Raw genomic sequence first — 16,729 nt, forward strand, 5'->3', positions numbered from 1 at the left:
GGCTCTTTCCCTTTAGTCGATGACTTTCGGAACCAGGTACAGGCCGTTTTCGACCGCTGGCGCGATGGACTGGTAGGCCTCGCGATTATTACTTTCGGTCACGACGTCTGCGCGCAGGCGCTGGCTGGCTTCCAGCGGGTGAGCCAGGGGCTCGATGCCGTCGGTATTCACGGCCTGCATTTGGTCGACCAGCCCGAGAATACTGTTCAGGGCTGCGGTGGTCTGTGGAAGATCGTCTTCATTCAGGCCAAGCGAGGCCAAATGCGCGATTTTTTCCACATCGGAGCGTTCAAGCGTCATGGGAATCTCCAGTGGAAAACAGAACGGAGGCTGTCCGTGTGTTAGATTGTCGGAACACTACCGCATTTCTACGGTCTTACGGCCGCGATTGTGGGGGTTGGTGCACAGAAAGTCGGCCAATTTAGCACATTGGCGCCTTGCCCAAAATCCCTGTCGTTGTTAGAGTTTGCCGCACTTTTTTACCCACGCGTTGCCTAGGGTCCCTTTCCCATGTTCAAGAAACTGCGTGGCATGTTTTCCAGCGATCTTTCCATTGACCTGGGCACTGCCAACACCCTTATTTACGTGCGCGAGCGCGGTATCGTCCTGAATGAGCCATCGGTTGTGGCCATTCGGACCCATGGTAATCAGAAAAGTGTCGTTGCCGTCGGCACCGAGGCCAAGCGCATGCTCGGCCGTACACCAGGCAATATTGCTGCCATTCGTCCGATGAAAGACGGCGTGATCGCCGACTTCAGTGTCTGCGAGAAGATGCTGCAGTACTTCATCAACAAGGTTCACGAAAACAGTTTCCTGCAGCCCAGCCCTCGTGTGCTGATCTGCGTTCCATGCAAATCCACCCAGGTTGAGCGTCGTGCCATCCGAGAATCGGCCCTTGGTGCCGGTGCTCGCGAAGTGTTCCTGATCGAAGAGCCGATGGCTGCTGCGATCGGTGCCGGCCTGCCGGTAGAAGAAGCCCGCGGTTCGATGGTGGTGGATATCGGTGGTGGTACCACTGAAATCGCCCTGATTTCCCTGAACGGTGTGGTGTATGCCGAATCCGTACGCGTAGGCGGCGACCGTTTCGACGAAGCGATCATCACTTATGTGCGTCGTAACTACGGCAGCCTGATCGGCGAATCCACCGCCGAGCGCATCAAGCAGGAAATCGGTACCGCTTATCCGGGCGGCGAAGTGCGCGAAGTCGATGTTCGCGGTCGCAACCTGGCCGAAGGCGTTCCACGTGCCTTCACCCTGAACTCCAATGAAGTGCTGGAAGCTCTGCAAGAGTCCCTGGCTACTATCGTTCAGGCCGTGAAGAGCGCCCTGGAGCAATCGCCGCCGGAACTGGCTTCCGATATCGCCGAGCGTGGGCTGGTGCTGACCGGTGGTGGCGCCTTGCTGCGCGACCTCGACAAGCTGCTGGCCCAGGAAACCGGCTTGCCGGTGATCGTCGCCGAAGACCCGCTGACCTGCGTCGCCCGTGGCGGTGGCCGTGCACTGGAAATGATGGATAAACACACCATGGACCTGCTTTCCAGCGAATAAGCATTTGCTGATTAGCCCATGTTTCGCCCGCAGGCAGCACTTTGCAGTGCTGCCTGTTGGCGTTTATCTTCTTCAATCTGCATCCAGGCCGGTTAGATGCCGTATGAATAAAGAGAACATTTGCCTGGGAGGAGCGGCTTATTAAACCGCTTTTCGCCAAAGGCCCCTCATTGGGCGTACGCCTGTTGGTGCTGGTCGTGCTTTCGGTCGCGCTGATGGTGGTCGATGCCCGCTTTGCACTGCTCAAGCCCGTGCGTAGCCAGATGTCGCTGGTGTTGATGCAGACTTACTGGATCACCGACCTGCCACAACGTCTCTACCAGGGCGTGGCCAGCCAATTCGGCAGCCGCACCGAGCTGGTCGCCGAGAACGAAAAACTCAAGACCGAAAACCTGCTGTTGCAGGGGCGCATGCAAAAGCTCGCGGCCCTCACCGAGCAGAACGTTCGGCTGCGCGAGTTGCTCAATTCCTCCGCACTGGTCAACGAAAAGGTCGAAGTGGCCGAGTTGATCGGCATGGACCCCAACCCCTTCACCCATCGCATTATCATCAACAAGGGTGAGCGCGACGGTGTGGTCCTTGGCCAGCCGGTGCTCGATGCCCGTGGCCTGATGGGCCAGGTGGTTGAGCTGATGCCCTACACCTCACGGGTGTTGCTGCTGACGGACACCACCCACAGCATTCCGGTGCAGGTGAACCGCAACGGCCTGCGTGCGATCGCCAGCGGCACCGGTAACCCTGAACGGCTGGAGTTGCGCCATGTGGCCGATACTGCCGACATCAAGGAAGGCGACTTGTTGGTCAGTTCCGGCCTGGGTCAGCGTTTCCCGGCGGGTTACCCGGTGGCGACCGTCAAGGAAGTGATCCACGATTCCGGCCAGCCGTTCGCCATTGTGCGTGCCGTGCCTACCGCCGCCTTGAACCGCAGCCGCTACCTGCTGCTGGTGTTCAGTGACAACCGCACCCCGGAAGAGCGCGCCAACGACGCCGCCCAGGCCCAGGAGGCGGAAGACAAACAAAACGGTACAGCGCCGATCGTTCCCACAACCGTGCCGAAACCGGCATTCGTGGGGCCGCCCGCGCCTGTCGCTGCTCCGGCAGCGCCGGTGGCCACCCCGGTCAAACCGGCAGCCCACAGCGCACGCCCGGTTAAACCGGCAACGACTAAGCCACCGGTCACCACGCCTGCAGCCAAGCCTCCGGCAAACGCGCCGACCACCACGCGGCAGAGGGAGGAATAATGGCCGGTACTCATTCGCGCAATGGCTGGATCGTCTGGCTGACCTTCGCCATTGGCTTGCTGCTCAGCGTTTCGCCGCTGCCGCAGTTCATGGAAATCCTGCGCCCGCTCTGGCTGGCTTTGCTGCTGGCCTTCTGGTCGCTGAACCTGCCGCACAAAGTGGGTATGGTGACGGCGATGTTCCTGGGCTTGGCCGAGGATGTGCTCTATGGCACCTTGCTGGGCCAGAACGCGTTGATCCTGACCCTGATCACCTTCCTGGTGCTGTCGTTGCAGCAGCGCCTGCGCATGTTCCCGATGTGGCAGCAGTGCCTGGTGATCCTGGTGATCTTCGGCCTGGCACAGCTTGTTCAACTGTGGCTCAGCGCCTTGACCGGCAATCGCCAGCCAACCCTGGCGCTGGTGCTGCCGGCCCTGGTCAGTGCCTTGCTGTGGCCGTGGATCAGTTTCGGTCTGCGCGGGCTGCGTCGTCGTTATAAAATCAATTGAATGGATTGCGAGGCTCTGCCTGGTTATCGAACCCTACAGGGAGAGTCTGCAATGAATTCGCTTTACTTGGCCTCGGGCTCTCCGAGGCGGCGTGAACTGCTGACCCAGATCGGTGTGCCCTTCACCGTGGTCAGCGCCGCCATTGATGAAACGCCTCTTACAAACGAAACCCCTGTTTCCTACGTCGAGCGCCTTGCGCGCGGCAAGGCAACGGCGGGTTTTGCTGCGCTTGAGCACACAACAGGCGCCTGCGTGCTGGGCGCCGATACCGCCGTGATTGTCGATGGCAAGATCCTTGGCAAACCGGTGGATCAGGCCGATGCCCTGGCCATGTTGACGGCCTTGGCGGGACGCGAACATGAAGTCCTTACCGCCATCGCGCTCACTGACGGCCAGCGCTGCGAAGCGCGCTGTGTCAGCAGTCGAGTGCTTTTCCGTGGGATTTCCGTCGAGGAGGCTACAACCTACTGGCACAGTGGCGAACCCCATGACAAAGCGGGCGGCTATGCTATCCAAGGCCTGGGTTCGGTGTTTGTCGCCGGGCTCAATGGCAGTTATTCCGCTGTGGTAGGCCTGCCGGTGTGTGAAACCGCGCAACTGCTCGATCAATTCGGCATACCCTGTTGGCAAAACATCACCGCGCGCTGAACGCCGTACGCCAGCGCCCAGCCTTAAGCGATCGGTCACTATTGTGAAAACGCCTGAACGAGACCCAGCCATGAGTGAAGAGATTCTGATCAATATCACGCCGATGGAATCGCGCGTGGCGGTGGTAGAGAACGGTGTTCTGCAAGAAGTGCACGTGGAGCGCACCCAGAAGCGCGGAATTGTCGGCAATATCTACAAAGGCAAGGTGGTGCGCGTATTGCCGGGCATGCAAGCGGCATTCGTCGACATCGGCCTGGACCGCGCGGCGTTTATCCATGCTTCGGAAATTTCCCTGCGCGAAGGCCCTGCGGTAGAAAGCATCAGCGCCCTGGTGCATGAAGGGCAAAGCCTGGTGGTACAAGTCACCAAGGACCCCATCGGCTCAAAGGGCGCACGCCTGACCACTCAGCTGTCGATTCCTTCGCGGTACCTAGTTTATATGCCGCGCACTGCCCATGTCGGCATTTCCCTGAAGATCGAAGACGAAGCCGAGCGCGAACGCCTGAAGAAAGTGGTCAGCGACTGCGTGGCGGCCGAAGGCATCAAGGAGGCGGGCGGTTTTATCCTGCGTACCGCCGCCGAAGGTGCCGGTGCCGATGAGATCCTGATGGACATCCGCTACCTGCGACGCCTGTGGGACCAGATCGATGCCCAGATCAAGACCATCAGTGCGCCAAGCGTTATTTATGAAGACCTGGGCCTGGCCCTGCGCACGCTGCGCGATTTGGTCAGCCCCAAGATTGAGAAAATTCGCATCGACTCGCGGGAAACTTTTCAGCGCACCACGCAGTTTGTTGCCGAGCTGATGCCGGAAATTGCCGACCGCCTGGAACATTACCCTGGCGAGCGACCGATCTTCGACCTGTATGGCGTCGAAGACGAAATCCAGAAGGCCCTTGAGCGCAAAGTGCCGCTCAAATCCGGCGGCTACTTGGTGGTCGACCCGGCGGAGGCCATGACCACCATTGACGTCAACACTGGTGCGTTTGTCGGCCATCGCAACCTTGAAGAGACCATCTTCAAGACCAACCTCGAAGCGGCGACCGCGATTGCCCGCCAGCTGCGCCTGCGTAACCTGGGCGGCATCATCATCATCGACTTCATTGACATGGAAGACGAAGAGCACCAGCGCCAAGTGTTGCGTACCCTCGAAAAGCAGCTGGAACGCGATCACGCCAAGACCAATATCATCGGCATCACCGAGCTGGGCCTGGTGCAGATGACCCGCAAGCGCACCCGCGAAAGTCTCGAGCAAGTGCTGTGCGAGCCGTGCAGCAGTTGCCAGGGGCGCGGTAAGTTGAAGACCCCGGAAACGGTTTGCTACGAGATTTTCCGGGAAATCTTACGAGAGGCACGTGCCTACCAGGCCGAAGGTTATAGAGTGCTCGCCAACCAGAAAGTGGTCGACCGGTTGCTGGACGAAGAGTCCGGTAACGTGGCCGAACTGGAGGGGTTTATCGGGCGCACCATTCGTTTCCAGGTTGAAACCATGTATTCACAGGAACAATACGACGTGGTGCTGCTCTGATCCTCATTCGTTTACTTTTCAAGAGACCGGCAGACCTTGATCTGCCGTCCGACTACCGCCTTGAGGGTCGCCTGACATGGAGCGTCTGATACGCTTTTTTGCCGCTTTGACCCGTTGGGGCCTGGGCCTCTGCGCGTTGCTGCTGGTATTGGCGGCGGTGTACGTGAGCCTCGGTCGTGAGTTGACCCCCCTGGTGGCCGAGTACCGTGCCGAAGTCGAGGCCAAGGCCCAGGCTGCGGTGCAGATGCCTTTGCACATCGGCAGCCTCGAAGGCCGCTGGAGCGGCTTCGCGCCGGTATTGCTGGCCCATGATGTGATGGTGGGCGAGGGCAGCAGTGCCTTGCGCCTGGACCAGGTCGAAGTGGTGCCGGATATCTGGGCCAGCCTGATGGCCCGCGAAGTCCGCATTGCGCATCTGCAGGTCAGTGGCCTGCAACTCAGCGTCAAGGAAGATAAGGACGGGCGTTGGGCACTGCAAGGCCTGCCGGTGCAGGACGACCAGCCGCTGGACCCGGAGCAGTTGCTCAAGCGCATGCAAGTGGTCAAGCGCGTGTCCCTGCTCGACAGCCAGGTGACGTTGCAACCGTTTGACCATGCACCGGTGACCCTTACCTATGTCGGCCTGAGCCTGCACACCGGCGCCACCCGCCAACGCCTGGACGCGCGCCTGACCCTGCCCGACGGCCAGCCCCTTGCCGTCAGCCTGCGCACCCGTATTCGCGCCAGCCAGTGGAAGGAGGGTGAAGTCCAGGCCTACCTGAGCCTGCCGCAAAGCGATTGGGCCAAGTGGATTCCGGCCAAGCTGACCCAACAGTGGAAACTCACCCAATTCAAGGCCGGCGGCGAATTCTGGCTGAACTGGGCCAAGGGCACCGTGCAGAGCGCGGTGGTGCGTCTCAACTCGCCGCAGGTGAAGGGCAGCTACGCCGACCGTAAGCCTGTCCATATCGAAAATCTCGCGCTCACCGCTTACCTGCAACGCAGTGACACCGGCCTCAAGGTGCTGTTCGACTCGCTGGCGATGAACCTGGGGGAGACCCGCTGGGAATCTCGCCTGCAAGTGCAACAGCGCCTGGCCACCGACAAGGAGCAGGAAGTCTGGAAGCTCCAGGCTGACCGGCTGGACCTGACGCCGATCACACCACTGCTCAACGCCCTGGCGCCGCTGCCGGAAGGTTTTGCCAAGACGATCCAGCACCTCAAGGCCACAGGCCTGCTACGCAATGTGCTGGTGGATTTTCGGCCTCAAGACACTACCGATCAAAAAGTCAGCTTCGCCGCTAACCTCGAGCGCATCGGTTTTGATGCCTACTTCGGCGCGCCGGCTGCGCGTAACGTGTCCGGCAGCATCAGCGGCGACCTGGGCCATGGCGAGTTGCGCATGGACAGCAAGGACTTTTCCCTGCACCTCGATCCGATCTTTGCCAAGCCCTGGCAGTACATCCAGGCGAATGCGCGCCTGACGTGGAAACTGGACAAAGAGGGGTTCACCCTGATTGCGCCGTATATCAAGGTGCTGGGGGAAGAGGGCAAGATCGCCGCCGATTTCCTGATTCGCCTGCATTTTGATCACAACCAGGAAGACTACATGGACCTGCGGGTCGGCATGGTCGATGGCGATGGGCGCTTCACGCCCAAATACCTGCCGGCGGTGTTGAGTCCTGCGCTGGATGAGTGGCTACGCACCGCGATCCTCAAGGGCGCAGTGGATGAAGGCTTCTTCCAGTATCAAGGTTCGTTGAACCACGATGCGCTGCCGGCCTCGCGCAATATCAGCCTGTTCTTCAAGGTGCATGATGCCGAACTGGCCTTCCAGCCGGGCTGGCCTCATGTCAGCAAGGTCAAGGGCGAGGTGTTCGTCGAGGAAAGTGGTGTGCGTATCCTGGCCAGCAAGGGCCAGTTGCTCGACACCAAGGTCAAGGACATCTACGTCAATATTCCCCACGCACCTGAAGGCAAAGACAGCCATCTGCTGCTCACGGGTGGGTTTGCCGGTGGCTTGGGCGATGGTCTGAAAATCCTCCAGGACGCGCCGATCGGCACGGCATCGACGTTTGCCGGCTGGAAAGGTGAGGGCGACTTGCAAGGCAGCCTTGACCTGGACATTCCGCTGGCCAAGGGCGCAGAGCCGAAAATCGTGGTGGACTTCAAAACGGATAAGGCGCGCCTGCAACTGGCTGAGCCCACCTTGGACCTGACCCAGCTCAAGGGCGACTTCCGTTTCGACAGCGCCAAGGGCCTCAGTGGCCAGAACATCACAGCCCAGGCGTTCGACCGGCCAATCACCGCGCAGATCTTTGCCGACGGCAAACCGGGCAACATCAGCACACGCGTGGTTGCCAAGGGCCAGGTGACGGTCAAGCGGCTGACGGATTGGCTGAAAATTACCCAGCCGTTACCGGTGTCCGGCGATATTCCGTACCAGTTGCAACTGACTCTGGACGGCGCCGACAGCCAGTTGATGGTCAGCTCCAACCTCAAGGGCGTGGCAGTGGACTTGCCGGCGCCGTTCGGCATGCCGGCCAGCCAAGGGCGTGACAGTGTGTTCCGCATGACGTTACAAGGGGCCGAGCGCCGTTATTGGTTCGATTACGGTGAGTTGGCCAACTTTACCTTTGCTGCGCCGCCGGACAAATTCAATGACGGTCGCGGTGAGCTGTTCCTTGGTGATGGCGACGCCGTGCTACCGGGTGCCAAAGGATTGCGCATTCGCGGTGTGTTGTCGGAGCTCGATATCGATCCCTGGAAGAAACTGGTGGAGCGCTATGCCGGCAACGATCCGGGCGGCAGCGCCAAGCAATTGCTGAGCGGCGCCGACTTCAAGGTAGGCAAGCTGACTGGGCTTGGCACCCAGTTCGATCAGGTCACTTTGCAGCTGGACCGCAAACCTGCGGCGTGGGGTTTGCAACTCGACAGCCAGCAGGCCAAGGGCACGGTTAACGTGCCCGACGCCAAAGGCGCGCCGATTGCGATCAACCTGCAATACGTGAAGCTGCCGGCGGTGGACCCAACGGTGCAAGCGGACGAAAACGCGCCGGACCCCTTGGCGAGTATCGATCCCAAGGATATTCCCGCGCTGGATATCGCCATCGACCAGTTGTTCCAAGGCCCGGACCTGATAGGTGCGTGGTCGCTGAAGATTCGCCCGACGGCCAAGGGCCTGGCCTTCAACAACCTGGACCTGGGCCTCAAGGGCATGCAGCTCAAGGGCGCCGGTGGTTGGGAAGGTGCGGCGGGTGACAGCAGCAGTTGGTACAAGGGCCGCTTGGACGGCAAGAACATTGGCGATGTGCTCAAGGGCTGGGGTTATGCGCCCACCGTCACCAGCCAGGACTTCCACCTGGATGTGGACGGACGTTGGCCCGGTTCGCCGGCCTATGTGGGGCCCAAGCGTTTCTCCGGCAGCCTGGATGCGGCATTCCGCAACGGCCAGTTTGTGGAAGTGGAAGGCGGTGCCCAGGCCCTGCGGGTATTCGGCCTGCTGAACTTCAACTCCATCGGGCGCCGGCTGCGCCTGGACTTCTCGGACTTGCTCGGCAAAGGCTTGAGTTATGACCGGGTAAAAGGCTTGTTGGCGGCCAGTAACGGTGTGTTCGTGACCCGTGAGCCGATCACCATGACCGGGCCTTCCACTAATCTGGAACTGAATGGCACCCTGGACCTGGTGGCTGACCGGGTTGATGCCAAGTTGCTGGTAACGCTGCCGGTGACCAACAACCTGCCGATCGCGGCGTTGATCGTTGGCGCGCCCGCGATTGGCGGTGCGTTGTTCCTGATCGACAAGTTGATTGGTGATCGGGTTTCCCGCTTCGCCAGTGTGCAATACAAAGTGGAAGGGCCATGGAAGGACCCGAAAATCACCTTCGACAAGCCATTTGAAAAGCCAAACTGAGAGCCTGTGGAGTAGCATGGCCGTACGCCCCTTACGGAGAGTCGGCCCATGTCCTTTGCGGTAATTCAAATGGTCAGCCAGAGCGATGTGCTGGCCAACCTGGCCCAGGCCCGTCGTTTGCTGGAGCAGGCTGCGGCAGGCGGTGCAAAGCTGGCGGTGCTGCCGGAAAACTTCGCTGCCATGGGCCGCCGCGACGTGGCGGATATCGGTCGCGCCGAGGCGCTGGGCGAAGGCCCGATCCTGCCATGGTTGAAACAGACCGCCCGCGACCTCACCTTATGGATAGTGGCGGGGACTTTGCCGCTGCCGCCGAAGGATCAACCGCACGCCAAGTCCAACGCTTGCTCGCTGCTGGTCGACGATCAGGGCGAAATCGTTGCCCGTTACGACAAGCTGCACCTGTTCGATGTGGATGTCGCCGATGCTCGCGGTCGTTATCGCGAATCCGACGACTATGCTTTCGGGGGCAATGTGGTGGTGGCGGATACGCCCGTCGGTCGCTTGGGCCTGACGGTGTGTTACGACTTGCGCTTCCCCGAGCTGTACAGCGAATTGCGCGCGGCGGGGGCCGAATTGATTACTGCGCCGTCGGCGTTTACGGCAGTGACCGGCGCGGCGCACTGGGATGTACTAATTCGCGCTCGTGCCATCGAGACCCAGTGCTACCTGCTGGCGGCCGCCCAAGGTGGCGTGCATCCGGGGCCACGGGAAACCTATGGCCATGCAGCGATTGTCGACCCCTGGGGACGCGTGCTGGCACAACAGGATCAAGGCGAAGCGGTGCTGCTGGCCGAACGCGATAGCAGTGAACAGGCGTCGATAAGGGCGCGCATGCCGGTGGTCAACCATCGGCGCTTTTTCTCGCAGGGCGCACAGCGACCTGCTTCGGAACGATGAATTTAAGGCCCTACCTATGAGCGAGTTGTTGTCCTCAGTCAGTGAACACCTCCTGGCACCCGGTGGCGTGACCATCGAAAGTTTGCAAACCGTGCTGGGCGATCTCGCCGGGCCCGGCATCGACGCGGCCGACCTGTATTTCCAGGGCCAGATCTCCGAGTCCTGGGCCCTTGAAGACGGGATCGTCAAGGAAGGCAGCTTCAACTTGGATCAAGGGGTGGGTGTCCGTGCGCAATCCGGTGAAAAAACCGGTTTTGCCTACAGTAACGCAATCACCCTGGAAACCTTGGGCCTGGCGGCGCGTGCCGCGCGTTCGATCTCCCGTGCCGGGCAAAATGGCACGGTGCAGGCATTCAGCACCCAGGACGTGGCGCAGTTGTACGCGCCGGATAATCCCCTGGAAGTGATCAGCCGTGCGGAAAAGGTCGAGTTGCTCAAGCGTATCGACGCCGCCACCCGTGCCCTTGACCCGCGTATCCAGCAAGTCACCGTCAGCATGGCGGGTGTGTGGGAACGAATCCTGGTGGCGTCCACCGATGGTGGCCTGGCGGCCGATGTGCGGCCGTTGGTGCGTTTCAATGTCAGTGTGATCGTCGAACAGAACGGTCGCCGCGAACGCGGTGGGCATGGCGGCGGCGGGCGTACCGACTACCGTTATTTCCTCACCGACGACCGTGCCATGGGCTACGCCCGTGAAGCGTTGCGCCAAGCATTGGTCAATCTGGAAGCCATTCCGGCGCCGGCCGGTACCTTGCCGGTGGTGCTGGGTTCGGGCTGGTCCGGCGTGCTGCTGCACGAGGCCGTCGGCCATGGCCTGGAAGGTGACTTCAACCGCAAGGGCAGTTCGGCCTACAGCGGGCGCATGGGCGAGATGGTTGCGTCCAAGCTCTGCACGATCGTGGATGACGGCACCCTGGCCGGGCGCCGTGGTTCGCTGAGCGTCGATGACGAGGGCACGCCGACCGAGTGCACCACCTTGATCGAGAACGGTGTGCTCAAGGGCTACATGCAAGACAAACTCAACGCCCGCCTGATGGGCGTGGCACGCACCGGTAACGGTCGTCGTGAATCCTACGCGCACCTGCCGATGCCACGCATGACCAACACCTACATGCTCGGTGGCGAAAGCGATCCTGCGGAAATCATCGCCTCGGTGAAACGCGGCATCTACTGCGCCAACCTCGGTGGCGGCCAGGTGGATATCACCAGCGGCAAGTTCGTGTTTTCCACCAGCGAGGCGTACCTGATCGAAGACGGCAAGATTACCGCGCCGGTCAAGGGCGCAACGTTGATCGGTAATGGTCCGGAAGCCATGAGCAAGGTGTCGATGGTGGGTAACGACCTGTCGCTGGACAGCGGCGTGGGTACGTGCGGGAAAGATGGGCAGTCGGTGCCGGTGGGTGTCGGCCAGCCAACGCTGAAGATTGATGCGATCACCGTGGGTGGCACGGGGTCGTAAGCGGTGGAGCTTCGGGTGGCGAAGACCGCCACCCGGGGAAGGGTATCAACGCAGGCCGCGTTGAGTCTCGTCCAGCTCACGGATGTATTTGAAGATTTTACGGCTGGTGGCCGGCGCCTTGTTATGCGCCTGCTCGTGCTGGGCTTGACGGATCAGGGAACGCAGTTGCTGGCGGTCCGCGTCCGGGTAGTCCAACACGAATTTCTCCAGCACCCCGTCATCGCCCGCGATCAGGCGGTCACGCCAACGCTCCAGGTTATGGAAGCGTTCGTTGTACTGGCGAGTGGAGGCATCGGTTTGATCAAGCAAAGCCAGAATGGCGTCAGTGTCCTGATCGCGCATGAGTTTGCCGATAAACATGATGTGCCGTTTACGCGCGATATTCGCGGTGTGCTTGGGTGCGTCCGCAAGAGCCCGGCGCATTTCGTCGGTCAGTGGCAGTTTTGCAATCAAGTCTTTCTTGAGCGTTGTAAGGCGCTCGCCCAGGTCAACCAGAGCATGCAGCTCACGTTTGACCTGGGTTTTGCTTTTCTCCCCATCGAGGGAGTCGTCGTAAGAATCAACCATGGTGGCAGTCCGCAAAGAAACGCCGCCATGATAACCAGTCGGGGGCCGCTTGTCCGGCCCGGTCGCTCGATGGCCTTAACCGAAAGCAGAATTTGAGTGGAGAAAACCATGAGTGCAGCCCAAAGCGTCGGTCCACAAGCGTTACCGGCACTGCAGGAACAAGTCGAGCAGATCCTTGCCGAGGCCAAGCGCCAGGGGGCCAGTGCCTGTGAAGTGGCGGTATCGCTGGAGCAGGGGTTGTCGACATCGGTTCGTCAGCGGGAAGTGGAGACGGTTGAGTTCAACCGCGACCAAGGCTTTGGCATCACCTTGTATGTCGGACAGCGCAAAGGTTCTGCCAGTACCTCGGCCAGTGGCCCGGAAGCGATTCGCGAGACCGTCGCGGCGGCGTTGGCGATTGCCAAGCACACCTCTGAGGATGAAAGCTCGGGTTTGGCCGACAAGGCACTGATGGCCAAGGACTTGAAGGATTTTGATCTGTTCCACGCCTGGGACATCACGCCCGAGCAGGCCATCGAGCAGGCGCTGACGTGTGAAGCGGCGGCGTTCGATGCCGATGCCCGCATCAAGAACGCTGATGGCACCACGTTGAGCACCCATCAGGGCTGTCGCGTGTATGGCAACAGCCATGGTTTTATCGGCGGTTATGCGTCGACTCGTCATAGTCTGAGCTGCGTGATGATCGCCGAGGCCAACGGCCAAATGCAGCGCGATTACTGGTATGACGTGAACCGCCAGGGCGATTTGCTGGCAGACCCGGTCAGCATCGGCCAGCGTGCTGCACAGCGCGCGGCGAGCCGCCTGGGCGCGCGCCCTGTGCCGACCTGTGAAGTGCCGGTGCTGTTTTCGGCGGAACTGGCCGGTGGCTTATTTGGCAGTTTCCTGGGAGCGATCTCCGGTGGCAACCTGTACCGCAAGTCCTCGTTCCTGGAAGGGGCGATTGGCCAGAAACTGTTTCCCGAGTGGCTGACCATCGACGAACGTCCCCACCTGATGCGTGCTATGGGGAGCACGTCGTTTGATGGCGATGGCTTGGCGACTTATGCCAAGCCGTTCGTCGAAAGCGGCGAGTTGGTCTCCTACGTCCTGGGCACTTATGCCGGGCGCAAACTGGGCCTGCCAAGCACTGCCAACTCCGGCGGGGTGCATAACCTGTTCGTCACCCATGGCGATGAAGACCAGGCGGCGCTGTTGCGGCGGATGGGGCGTGGCCTGCTGGTGACTGAGTTGATGGGGCACGGGCTGAACATGGTCACGGGCGATTATTCCCGTGGCGCGGCGGGTTTCTGGGTGGAAAACGGCGAGATTCAGTTTGCCGTCCAGGAAGTGACAATCGCCGGCAACATGCGCGATATGTTCAAGCAGATCGTTGCCGTCGGAAACGACCTGGAATTGCGCAGCAATATCCGTACGGGTTCGGTGTTGATCGAGCGGATGACCGTCGCCGGTAGCTGATCCTTCCAACACGCTTCAACAAAAAAGGCGTGCCATCTTCAAGATGGCGCGCCTTTTTTTGTGGCCGCGTGTCAGTGGGATTAACGTGTCACTCTTGTTTTGATTCTCAATATCATTTAATAATAAATATCATTACCGAATGAGTGTGGATCATGAGTTCTGTCCTGCATGAGGATCCTTACCTTGAAAGCTGGCGCTGGATGAGTCGCCAGATTCGCTGCGGCCTCGATCCCAACGAGCCGCGCCTGATCGAACATTACCTCAATGAGGGTCGATACCTGGCGTGCTGCACCGCGACCCATCCGTGGACGATCGCTGAAACCTCATTTCGCCTGTTGCTCGACACCGCCAGCGATATCGCACTGCCCTGGCACTGGCGCTCCGTGTGCCTGGACCAGGCCTGGCGCCCCCTACGTGACCTGGAAAAACTCTCCCACTGTGCCTGCCGCCTCAAGCGCTGGCAGACCTTTGCCTGGCAATTGGCGACCTGCGAATTGCTGCCGTCTATTTCTGTTTCTGACCTGGTGCAAGGATCTAACGATGAGTAACACCCGTATCGAACGCGACAGCATGGGCGAACTGCAAGTGCCTGCCGAGGCCCTGTATGGTGCGCAAACCCAACGCGCGGTGAACAACTTTCCGATCAGCAACCAACGCATGCCGGCGCAATTCATCCGTGCCCTGATCCTGGCCAAAGCCGCTGCTGCCAAGGTCAACGTCGATCTCAAGCAAATCAGCGAAGGGCAGGGCAAGGCCATTGTCGATGCCGCCCAGGGGTTGCTGGAGGGCGACTTCATGCAGCACTTCCCGGTGGATATCTTCCAGACCGGCTCCGGCACCAGCTCCAATATGAACGCCAACGAAGTGATTGCGACCCTCGCCAGCCGTGTGCTGGGCGAGTCGGTCAACCCGAACGACCACGTGAATTGCGGCCAAAGCAGCAACGACATCATTCCAACCACCATCCACGTCAGCGCCGCGTTGGTCTTGCACGAGCAAACGCTGCCGGCCCTGCTGCACCTGGTGCAGGTGATCGAGCGGAAGGCTGAAGAGGTTCACCCGTTCATCAAGACCGGCCGCACGCACCTGATGGACGCCATGCCGGTGCGCATGAGCCAAGTGCTCAACGGTTGGGCGCAGCAGCTCAAGGCCAATATCGGTCATCTGCAGGACCTTCTGCCGAGTCTTCAGGCGCTGGCCCAGGGCGGCACGGCAGTCGGTACCGGGATCAACGCCCACCCTGAATTTGCTGCGCGTTTCAGCCAGCAACTGAGCAGCCTGACCGGCGTGAAATTCACCCCCGGCAAAAACCTGTTCGCCTTGATTGGCTCCCAGGACACTGCCGTTGCCGTGTCCGGTCAATTGAAGGCCACCGCCGTGTCGCTGATGAAAATCGCCAACGACCTGCGCTGGATGAACTCCGGTCCGCTCGCCGGCTTGGGTGAAATTGAGTTGGAAGGCCTGCAGCCTGGCTCTTCGATCATGCCTGGCAAGGTCAATCCGGTGATTCCTGAAGCGACTGCCATGGTCGCCGCGCAAGTCATCGGGAATGACACGGTGATCACCGTCGCCGGTCAGTCGGGCAATTTCGAGCTGAACGTGATGCTGCCGATCATCGCGCAGAACCTGTTGAGCAGTCTTGAGCTGCTGGCCAACGCCAGCCACCTGCTGGCGGACAAGGCCATCGCCAGTTTCAAGGTCAATGAAGCGAAGCTAAAAGAAGCGCTGTCGCGCAACCCGATCCTGGTCACTGCACTCAACCCGATCATCGGTTATCAAAAGGCTGCTGAAATCGCCAAGAAGGCCTATCAGCAAGGCCGTCCGGTGATTGACGTCGCTCTCGAGCACACCGACTTGCCGCGTAGCCAACTGGAGATCCTGCTGGATCCGGAAAAGCTCACGGCCGGCGGCGTGTAATCACCGACCCTGCTTTGGAGGCTCACCATGGAGCACTGGAAACGCACGATCGAACGGGCCAATCGCTGCTTTATGGCAGGCGAGCTGGTCGACGCTCGCGAGGCCTATTTGCAAGCCCTGGCCCTGGCCCAAGTGTTGTTCGAACGCTGGGCGGATGCCGACGAAGCAGTGGCGGCGTGCGTCATTTCCCATCACAACCTGGCGGACCTGCACCTGCGCCTGAACCAACCGGAGGAGAGCGCGGAATACCTCTGCGCTATCCACCAGCGCCTGCTGCAGACCATGCAGGACCCGCGACTCAGCCCGCAGTTGCGGGAAGCGGCCCTGCGCCAGAGCAGCAAAACCTACGTCGAGCTGTTGAATTTCATCAGCGATCACGGCGAGTACCCGCGTACTCATCGCTTGCTGGGCGGCACTGCGGCACAGCCGACCACTCCTCAATACGGAGCACATTGATATGACTTACACCTTGCCTGCCTTGCCTTACGCGTACGACGCCCTGGAGCCGCATATTGATGCGCAAACCATGGAGATCCACTACAGCAAGCATCACCAGACTTACATCAACAACCTCAACGCTGCGGTAGAGGGCACTGAATTCGCCGGCTGGCCGGTCGAGAAGCTGGTGTCCAGCGTGCAGCAACTGCCGGAAAAACTGCGTGCCGCCGTGATCAACCAGGGGGGCGGCCATGCCAACCACTCGTTGTTCTGGGCGGTGATGTCACCCAAAGGTGGCGGCAAACCCGAAGGGGCATTGGGCAAAGCCATTGATGAACAGCTTGGCGGTTTTGATAGCTTCAAGGAGGCCTTCACCAAAGCGGCGTTGACGCGTTTCGGCAGCGGTTGGGCGTGGCTCAGTGTCACCCCGCAAAAGACCCTGGTGGTGGAGAGCAGCGGCAACCAGGACAGCCCACTGATGAACGGCAACACGCCGATCCTCGGCCTGGACGTGTGGGAACACGCCTATTACCTGCTGTACCAGAACCGCCGCCCGGAATACATCAACGCCTTCTACAGTGTTATCAACTGGCCAGAAGTTGCAGACCGCTACCAGGCCGCCGTGGCCTGACATCCACCTTCATAACAAGA

General features: G+C 60.5%; 15 protein-coding genes. 13 read left to right on the plus strand and 2 right to left on the minus strand.

What is annotated here, in order from left to right:
• Positions 1-12 precede the first annotated feature (12 nt).
• Positions 13-300: an Asp-tRNA(Asn)/Glu-tRNA(Gln) amidotransferase subunit GatC gene (gene gatC, locus QCBJ_RS21660; RefSeq protein WP_012722223.1), complete on the minus strand. Its 288-nt coding sequence runs from the start codon at positions 298-300 to the stop codon at positions 13-15.
• A gap of 210 nt (positions 301-510) precedes the next feature.
• On the opposite strand from gatC, the gene mreB reads away from it, so the two are divergent.
• From mreB to tldD, 8 genes are all read left to right on the plus strand, one after another.
• Positions 511-1,548 (plus strand): rod shape-determining protein MreB, encoded by a 1,038-nt coding sequence (mreB, locus tag QCBJ_RS21665; RefSeq protein ID WP_002555108.1) that lies wholly within the window; start codon positions 511-513, stop codon positions 1,546-1,548.
• A 140-nt stretch (positions 1,549-1,688) separates the two neighbouring features.
• A complete protein-coding gene (gene mreC / locus QCBJ_RS21670; RefSeq protein WP_102061584.1) occupies positions 1,689-2,789 on the plus strand; it encodes a rod shape-determining protein MreC in 1,101 nt (366 codons plus the stop codon).
• Positions 2,789-3,277: a rod shape-determining protein MreD gene (gene mreD, locus QCBJ_RS21675; protein ID WP_003171788.1), complete on the plus strand. Its 489-nt coding sequence runs from the start codon at positions 2,789-2,791 to the stop codon at positions 3,275-3,277. Before mreC ends, mreD begins: the two co-directional genes overlap by 1 nt.
• A 51-nt stretch (positions 3,278-3,328) precedes the next feature.
• On the plus strand, positions 3,329-3,925 hold the full coding sequence (locus QCBJ_RS21680) for a nucleoside triphosphate pyrophosphatase (protein ID WP_012722225.1): 597 nt from the start codon (positions 3,329-3,331) through the stop codon (positions 3,923-3,925).
• Positions 3,926-3,995: 70 nt separating this feature from the next.
• Complete coding sequence (gene rng / locus QCBJ_RS21685; protein WP_012722226.1) at positions 3,996-5,453, plus strand: ribonuclease G; 1,458 nt, start codon at positions 3,996-3,998, stop codon at positions 5,451-5,453.
• Positions 5,454-5,529: 76 nt separating this feature from the next.
• The gene (locus QCBJ_RS21690; protein ID WP_102061585.1) at positions 5,530-9,345 is read left to right on the plus strand and encodes a YhdP family protein; all 3,816 of its coding nucleotides are present in this window, start codon (positions 5,530-5,532) and stop codon (positions 9,343-9,345) included.
• A 48-nt stretch (positions 9,346-9,393) separates the two neighbouring features.
• Complete coding sequence (locus QCBJ_RS21695; protein WP_012722228.1) at positions 9,394-10,242, plus strand: carbon-nitrogen hydrolase family protein; 849 nt, start codon at positions 9,394-9,396, stop codon at positions 10,240-10,242.
• 16 nt (positions 10,243-10,258) lie between these two features.
• Positions 10,259-11,701 (plus strand): metalloprotease TldD, encoded by a 1,443-nt coding sequence (gene tldD, locus QCBJ_RS21700; protein ID WP_102061586.1) that lies wholly within the window; start codon positions 10,259-10,261, stop codon positions 11,699-11,701.
• A gap of 45 nt (positions 11,702-11,746) precedes the next feature.
• Here the strand turns inward: tldD and yjgA are convergent, their stop codons facing one another.
• Positions 11,747-12,268 carry a ribosome biogenesis factor YjgA gene (gene yjgA / locus QCBJ_RS21705; RefSeq protein ID WP_043204785.1) on the minus strand — a complete coding sequence of 174 codons (522 nt, stop codon included), beginning with the start codon at positions 12,266-12,268 and terminating at the stop codon, positions 11,747-11,749.
• Between the two features lie 108 nt (positions 12,269-12,376).
• Here yjgA and pmbA point away from each other — a divergent pair, with 108 nt between their 5' ends.
• The 5 genes from pmbA (at position 12,377) to QCBJ_RS21730 (ending at position 16,709) form a co-directional block, all read left to right on the plus strand.
• A complete protein-coding gene (gene pmbA / locus QCBJ_RS21710) occupies positions 12,377-13,723 on the plus strand; it encodes a metalloprotease PmbA (RefSeq protein WP_043204787.1) in 1,347 nt (448 codons plus the stop codon).
• Between the two features lie 152 nt (positions 13,724-13,875).
• Positions 13,876-14,271, plus strand: a complete 396-nt coding sequence (locus tag QCBJ_RS21715) for a hypothetical protein (protein WP_012722232.1) — start codon at positions 13,876-13,878, stop codon at positions 14,269-14,271.
• Complete coding sequence (locus QCBJ_RS21720) at positions 14,264-15,640, plus strand: aspartate ammonia-lyase (protein ID WP_012722233.1); 1,377 nt, start codon at positions 14,264-14,266, stop codon at positions 15,638-15,640. The genes QCBJ_RS21715 and QCBJ_RS21720 overlap by 8 nt, the downstream gene beginning before the upstream one ends.
• A gap of 27 nt (positions 15,641-15,667) precedes the next feature.
• Positions 15,668-16,096, plus strand: a complete 429-nt coding sequence (locus tag QCBJ_RS21725) for a hypothetical protein (RefSeq protein WP_012722234.1) — start codon at positions 15,668-15,670, stop codon at positions 16,094-16,096.
• 1 nt (position 16,097) lies between these two features.
• On the plus strand, positions 16,098-16,709 hold the full coding sequence (locus QCBJ_RS21730) for a superoxide dismutase (RefSeq protein WP_064054765.1): 612 nt from the start codon (positions 16,098-16,100) through the stop codon (positions 16,707-16,709).
• Positions 16,710-16,729: the final 20 nt, after the last annotated feature.

Source organism: Pseudomonas sp. QC2 (assembly GCF_002859085.1).
GTDB lineage: Bacteria > Pseudomonadota > Gammaproteobacteria > Pseudomonadales > Pseudomonadaceae > Aquipseudomonas > Aquipseudomonas petroselini.

Coding starts and splice junctions, on each gene's coding strand:
- QCBJ_RS21690 (WP_102061585.1), top strand. CDS start 5,530: ATGGAGCGTCTGATACGCTTTTTTGCCGCTTTGACCCGTTGGGGCCTG.
- tldD (WP_102061586.1), top strand. CDS start 10,259: ATGAGCGAGTTGTTGTCCTCAGTCAGTGAACACCTCCTGGCACCCGGT.
- QCBJ_RS21725 (WP_012722234.1), top strand. CDS start 15,668: ATGGAGCACTGGAAACGCACGATCGAACGGGCCAATCGCTGCTTTATG.
- mreB (WP_002555108.1), top strand. CDS start 511: ATGTTCAAGAAACTGCGTGGCATGTTTTCCAGCGATCTTTCCATTGAC.
- QCBJ_RS21695 (WP_012722228.1), top strand. CDS start 9,394: ATGTCCTTTGCGGTAATTCAAATGGTCAGCCAGAGCGATGTGCTGGCC.
- rng (WP_012722226.1), top strand. CDS start 3,996: ATGAGTGAAGAGATTCTGATCAATATCACGCCGATGGAATCGCGCGTG.
- pmbA (WP_043204787.1), top strand. CDS start 12,377: ATGAGTGCAGCCCAAAGCGTCGGTCCACAAGCGTTACCGGCACTGCAG.
- QCBJ_RS21715 (WP_012722232.1), top strand. CDS start 13,876: ATGAGTTCTGTCCTGCATGAGGATCCTTACCTTGAAAGCTGGCGCTGG.
- QCBJ_RS21720 (WP_012722233.1), top strand. CDS start 14,264: ATGAGTAACACCCGTATCGAACGCGACAGCATGGGCGAACTGCAAGTG.
- QCBJ_RS21730 (WP_064054765.1), top strand. CDS start 16,098: ATGACTTACACCTTGCCTGCCTTGCCTTACGCGTACGACGCCCTGGAG.
- QCBJ_RS21680 (WP_012722225.1), top strand. CDS start 3,329: ATGAATTCGCTTTACTTGGCCTCGGGCTCTCCGAGGCGGCGTGAACTG.
- gatC (WP_012722223.1), bottom strand. CDS start 300: ATGACGCTTGAACGCTCCGATGTGGAAAAAATCGCGCATTTGGCCTCG.
- yjgA (WP_043204785.1), bottom strand. CDS start 12,268: ATGGTTGATTCTTACGACGACTCCCTCGATGGGGAGAAAAGCAAAACC.
- mreD (WP_003171788.1), top strand. CDS start 2,789: ATGGCCGGTACTCATTCGCGCAATGGCTGGATCGTCTGGCTGACCTTC.